Origin of the sequence: Mesorhizobium sp. M6A.T.Ce.TU.002.03.1.1, assembly GCF_003997275.1 — a bacterium.
Classification (GTDB): domain Bacteria; phylum Pseudomonadota; class Alphaproteobacteria; order Rhizobiales; family Rhizobiaceae; genus Mesorhizobium; species Mesorhizobium mediterraneum.
Genome location: NZ_RZTI01000224.1, coordinates 1 through 4755, shown reverse-complemented (window position 1 = coordinate 4755; position 4755 = coordinate 1). Strand labels below are relative to the sequence as shown.

The 4755-nt window shown below is 64.2% G+C and carries 6 protein-coding genes; all 6 read left to right on the top strand.

Annotated features, from left to right (window positions below; all coding sequences use genetic code 11):
- Nucleotides 1–1472: VacB/RNase II family 3'-5' exoribonuclease (locus EOC93_RS32540; protein ID WP_127206653.1), on the top strand; the 1472-nt coding region annotated here is incomplete at its 5' end.
- Nucleotides 1472–1924 (top strand): DUF983 domain-containing protein, encoded by a 453-nt coding sequence (locus EOC93_RS32535; RefSeq protein ID WP_095485366.1) that lies wholly within the window; start codon nucleotides 1472–1474, stop codon nucleotides 1922–1924. The genes EOC93_RS32540 and EOC93_RS32535, both read left to right, overlap by 1 nt.
- A gap of 72 nt (nucleotides 1925–1996) precedes the next feature.
- Complete coding sequence (locus EOC93_RS32530) at nucleotides 1997–2731, top strand: NUDIX domain-containing protein (protein WP_095485367.1); 735 nt, start codon at nucleotides 1997–1999, stop codon at nucleotides 2729–2731.
- 20 nt (nucleotides 2732–2751) lie between these two features.
- Nucleotides 2752–3927: an MFS transporter gene (locus EOC93_RS32525; protein WP_095485368.1), complete on the top strand. Its 1176-nt coding sequence runs from the start codon at nucleotides 2752–2754 to the stop codon at nucleotides 3925–3927.
- Between the two features lie 104 nt (nucleotides 3928–4031).
- Nucleotides 4032–4490, top strand: a complete 459-nt coding sequence (locus EOC93_RS32520; RefSeq protein ID WP_095485369.1) for a hypothetical protein — start codon at nucleotides 4032–4034, stop codon at nucleotides 4488–4490.
- Nucleotides 4491–4570: 80 nt separating this feature from the next.
- Nucleotides 4571–4755, top strand: a 185-nt coding sequence (locus EOC93_RS34520) for a hypothetical protein (RefSeq protein WP_206532296.1), incomplete at its 3' end; no start/stop codon positions are given.

Here is a 4755-nt window from a genome sequence, read left to right as displayed (position 1 = left end):
ACTTGCCACTGGTCACCATCGATCCGGCCGACGCCAAGGACCATGACGACGCGGTATTCGCCACGCCGGACACGGACGAAAAGAACCCTGGTGGCGTGGTCGTCACCGTGGCGATTGCAGATGTCGCCGCCTATATCCGCTATGGCACTGCGCTCGATCGCGAGGCGCTGAAGCGCGGCAATTCGGTCTATTTCCCCGATCGCGTCGTGCCGATGCTGCCGGAGCGCATCTCCAACGACCTTTGTTCGCTGCGCGAAGGCCAGGATCGTCCGGCGCTGGCAGTCCGCATGACCTTCGCGGCCGACGGCCGCAAGCTCAGGCATTCGTTCCACCGCATCATGATGAAATCGGCGGCGAAACTCGCCTATCCCCAAGCGCAGGCCGCGATCGACGGCGTGCGGGACGACAAGACCGGCCCGATCCTCGACACGGTGCTGAAGCCGCTCTGGGATGCCTACGCCGTCGTGAAGCGCGGCCGTGACACGCGCCAGCCGCTCGAGCTCGACCTGCCGGAGCGGAAAATTCTGCTCAAGGAGGACGGCACCGTCGATCGGGTCGTCGTGCCGGAGCGGCTCGACGCGCACAAGCTGATCGAAGAGTTCATGATCCAGGCCAATGTCGCGGCCGCCGAGACGCTGGAGGCGAAACGACAGGCGCTGGTCTACCGCATCCATGACGCGCCTTCGCTCGCCAAGCAGGAATCGCTGCGTGAGTTCCTGCAGACGCTAGGCCTGTCGTTGGCGCGCGGTGCGCAGATGCGGCCGAATCAGTTCAACGGCATCCTGGATCGCGTCCGCGGCGCCGACCATGAGGGGCTGGTCAACGAGGTGGTGCTGCGCACGCAGATGCAGGCCGAATATTCGCCCAGCAACATCGGCCATTTCGGCCTCAATCTGAAGCGCTACGCGCATTTCACCTCGCCGATCCGCAGATATGCCGACCTGATCGTGCACCGTGGGCTGATTGCCGCACTCGGCTTCGGTGCGGGCGGACTGACGCAGGACGAGGCGGAGCGGTTGGAAGAGGTTTCTGCGCTGATCTCGGCCACCGAGCGCCGTGCCATGGCCGCCGAGCGCGACACGGTCGACCGGCTGATCGCCGCCTATCTGGCCGAGCGTGTCGACGAGCGTTTCGATGCACGCATTTCGGGCGTCACCAAATCGGGACTATTTGTCCAATTGCCGCAGTATGGCGCAGATGGTTTCATCCCGGTGTCAAGTCTGGACGGCGATTACTATATCTACGACGAAACTGCCCGATCGCTTTTCGGAGAACGCACCGGCAAGGGCTATCAGCTTGCCGACCGCGTCGAGGTTCGCCTGATCGAGGTGGCGCCTATGGCCGGCGCGATGCGTTTCGAGATGCTGACCGACCCAAAGCCGCTGCCCGGCTCCAAACGGTCGTTTCACAAGACCAAAGGCCGCGCCCGCGCGTCGCAATCGCGTCCAGGCTCACGCGGCAGGAGACGGTAATGCCAAGCGATCTGAAAATGAACCAACAGGTTTTCGGCGGCGAACATCACTCGGGCCGGGTCGCCCGTCCGCTATGGACGGCGATGAAGCGCGGCGCGCTTGGCCGCTGCCCGCATTGCGGCGAGGGAAAGCTGTTCCGCGCTTTCGTCAAGACTGTCGACAAGTGCGATCATTGCGGCGAGGAGCTTCATCACCATCGCGCCGACGACCTGCCGGCCTATCTGGTGGTGGTCATCGTCGGCCACATCGTGCTCGGCGCCTTCATGGGCGTCGAAGCGACCTCCACCTTGTCCACCTGGCAGCACATCGCCATCTGGGTGCCGCTGACCATCCTCATGGCGGTCGTCTTGCTGCAGCCGGTCAAGGGCGCCGTCATCGGCCTGCAATGGGCGTTCTATATGCATGGCTTCGGCGGGGAAAAAGATCTGATCGAGTCGCATCCCGAGGCTTGAAACCGAGGCTGGCGCAATCGGCATGGCTGGACGCCACTTTCGCATCGGAGAAGATTCCGCTAGGTCGTGCGCATGGACGGTATGACCAGGGTGGAAGTCGACAAGGTCGAGCGGATCGCGCTCGACGCCAAGCCTATACGGCCGCGCGACGCCGCGACGTTGATCCTGCTCGACCGCAAGGGCGGCGAGTTTCTGGTGCTGATGGGCCGGCGCCACGCCCGTCACGCCTTCATGCCTGGGAAATTCGTCTTTCCCGGCGGCCGTACCGATCCGGCCGACAGCCGAATTCCCGTCGCCACCGCGCTGCACCCTGAGGAACAGGCGAGGCTGACCGCCGGCGTTGGCCGCATCAGCCCGGCCCGCGCCCGCGCCATCGCCCTGTCGGCGATCCGCGAGACCTATGAGGAGGCTGGCCTGTTGATCGGTCGGAAAGGCGCCTTCGCGACGAGCAGGCGCGATTGGCAGGGTTTTGCCGAGCACGGCGTAAGACCGTCGCTGGCAGAGCTGCGTTTCATCGCGCGTGCCATCACCCCGCCAAACAGGGTGCGGCGCTTCGATACGCGCTTCTTCAGCGCCTGGCGCGAAGATGTCGCCGTGGAGCTGCCGGACGGCGGTCCGACCAACGAGTTGGAGGAGCTGGTCTGGCTGCCGCTCGCCAAGGCCAGACAGGCCGATATTCCCGACATCACCAGGGCTATCCTGGAGGAGCTGGAAAAGCGGCTCGTCGATGATCCGCTGCTGCGCCCCGGTGGTTCCGTCCCGTTCTACCGGCTTGTCCGCAATCGCTTCGCCCGCGAAATTCTGTAAAGCATAGAGCATTCAAATCCATGACGGTCGATACCCAGCAAGAGGTCGAAGAACGCGTACATTGGCTGCCGATGATCGCGGCGATCTCGTCGATCAGCGTCGTCGGCATTGCCATCGGCCTCGGCATGCCGCTGCTCAGCGTCATCCTCGAAACGCGCGGCCATTCGGCGTCGATGATCGGCTTCAACACCGCTGTCGCCGGGTTCGCCTCGATCGCTGGCGCACCGCTCGCCACCCCGCTCGCCATGCGATTCGGCGTCGCCTGGACGATGCTGGCCATGATCGCCACGGGAGTGCTGGCCTTTGTCGGCTTCCATTTCGCGCCGGACTTCTGGATGTGGTTCCCGCTGCGCATCCTGCTGCACATTGCGCTGACGGTGCTGTTCATCCTGTCGGAATTCTGGATCAGCACATCGGCGCCGCCGCACCGGCGCGGCCTGGTCCTCGGCATCTACGCCACGGTATTGTCGCTCGGCTTTGCCGCCGGGCCGTGGCTTTTTGCCCATCTCGGCAGCACCGGCTTCCTGCCCTTCGGCGTCATCATGGCGCTGGTGACGCTGGCCGCCATTCCGGTTCTGGCCGCCCGCAACGAGAGCCCGACGATCGTCTCCAATGGCGAAACCAGCAACTTCCTGCGCTACATCTGGCTGGTGCCGACGGCGACCGCCGCGGTGCTGGTGTTCGGCGCGGTCGAGACCGGCGGCTTTGCGCTGTTCCCCATCTATGGCAGCCGCATCGGCTACTCCGAGGCCGACGCCGCACTTCTGCTCACCATGATCGGCCTCGGCAACGTGCTGTTGCAGATCCCGCTCGGCATGATCAGCGACCGTGTCAGCGACCGCCGTTATCTGCTTCTGGCTTGTGCAACCATTGGGCTTGCCGGCACCATCTTCATGCCCCACTTCGCGCAGAACTGGCACCTGATGGCTGCGCTTCTGTTCGTCTGGGGCGGCGTGGTCGCGGCGATGTACACGATCGGCCTGGCCCATCTCGGCTCGCAGCTTTCCGGCCACGAACTGGCCTCCGCCAACGCTGCCTTCGTGCTCTGCTACGGTGTTGGCATGGTGCTCGGCCCGCAGGCGATCGGCATCGGCATGGACGTTTTCGGTCCCTCGGGCTTCGGCTGGGCGCTCGGCATGTTCTTCGCCTTCTATATCGCGCTGGTCGGCGCCAGGCTGGTCCGAAAAATCCTTTAGAAAGACCGATCGATGCCTCGTGTCGCGCGAGGCTGCTGACATAACCGTGTCAGCAGCACCCGGATAGATTGTCAGCAACACGCCACCAGATTGAGGATGCCATCATGATCGACTCCGGGTTTGAAACGACATCGGTACGGATGGAATTGCTGCTGCTTGTGACCTTTCAATCGCCGGCCTCCGATGTCGACCGCATCATGGAAGCGGTGGTCGCGATCGCGCCGCTCACCATGGGCAAGTACGACAGCAATGCCTACCAGTCGGCGCACGGCATCGAGCGCTACCGGCCACTCGAAGGCGCGGCCGCCGGCGCCGAGACGGAATTGCGCAGACGGCCGGGCACGGTGGAAGTGTCGTTCGAGCTGCCCGACGACCAGGCGCTGGCCGCCCGCATTGTCGAAGCGATTTTCCAGGTCCACAGCTATCAGGAGCCGGTGATCCGCATTCAGCCGATCCTTGCCAGCCGTTCCAAGGGGTTGGACGACCGCTCCAACCCGAACCGCTGGTGGAACGCCACGGGAGACTGGAAGAAGGTGGCTCCGCCGGTTAGGGAAGACGCATAGAAACGGACCGCGGCCTTCCCTTCTCCCCTTGTGGGAGAAGGTGGCCGAGCGAAGCTCGGTCGGATGAGGGGTGCTCCAGCTTGGCGCTGCCGGCACTCCGTCCAGCACCCCTCAACCGTCTTGGCGCTGCGCGCCAATCCACCTTCTCCCACAAGGAGACCTTTGCACAGAAGCCGAACGGTGATTCTGTGGTGAAGGTTGGAGCAGGGAGATTCGGGATGGCGGATCGTGTTTTGGGTCAGTTGAGTCTGGCGGACGGTCTGGC

Bases quoted from the DNA above. Each gene is read 5' to 3' on its own strand.
- EOC93_RS32530 (WP_095485367.1), top strand. From the start codon at position 1,997: ATGGACGGTATGACCAGGGTGGAAGTCGACAAGGTCGAGCGGATCGCG.
- EOC93_RS32520 (WP_095485369.1), top strand. From the start codon at position 4,032: ATGATCGACTCCGGGTTTGAAACGACATCGGTACGGATGGAATTGCTG.
- EOC93_RS32535 (WP_095485366.1), top strand. From the start codon at position 1,472: ATGCCAAGCGATCTGAAAATGAACCAACAGGTTTTCGGCGGCGAACAT.
- EOC93_RS32525 (WP_095485368.1), top strand. From the start codon at position 2,752: ATGACGGTCGATACCCAGCAAGAGGTCGAAGAACGCGTACATTGGCTG.